Below are 229 nucleotides of genomic sequence, written 5' to 3'. Positions count from 1 at the left end.
CGATGGTTCCTGCTTTAAACTGTTAAGATCTATTTCTTCAAAATGGAAGACCGGATTTTTGGCTCGTTCGCGTAACGAACCCTGATTGGCATCAGAAGCAACATCATAGCTGACTAGAGCAGTGATGTTAGGAGCTAAGATGCCTAACAGGTCTCCAATGGTTTTAGGCTCAAATAGACGCTCTGCAATGTGCCAATAGAGTTGGTTGAATTCCCCGTCAGGCATTGCA

Annotated in this window: 1 protein-coding gene; it reads right to left on the bottom strand. The window is 44.5% G+C overall.

What is annotated here, in order from left to right; genetic code table 11:
* Window positions 1-229: hypothetical protein (locus ACN4Z1_RS16090; protein WP_419423072.1), on the bottom strand; the 229-nt coding region annotated here is incomplete at both ends.

It is taken from the genome of Legionella sp. ST3F1 (assembly GCF_048553315.1).
Lineage (GTDB): Bacteria > Pseudomonadota > Gammaproteobacteria > Legionellales > Legionellaceae > Tatlockia > Tatlockia donaldsonii.
This window is presented reverse-complemented; position numbering and strand designations above follow the sequence as displayed.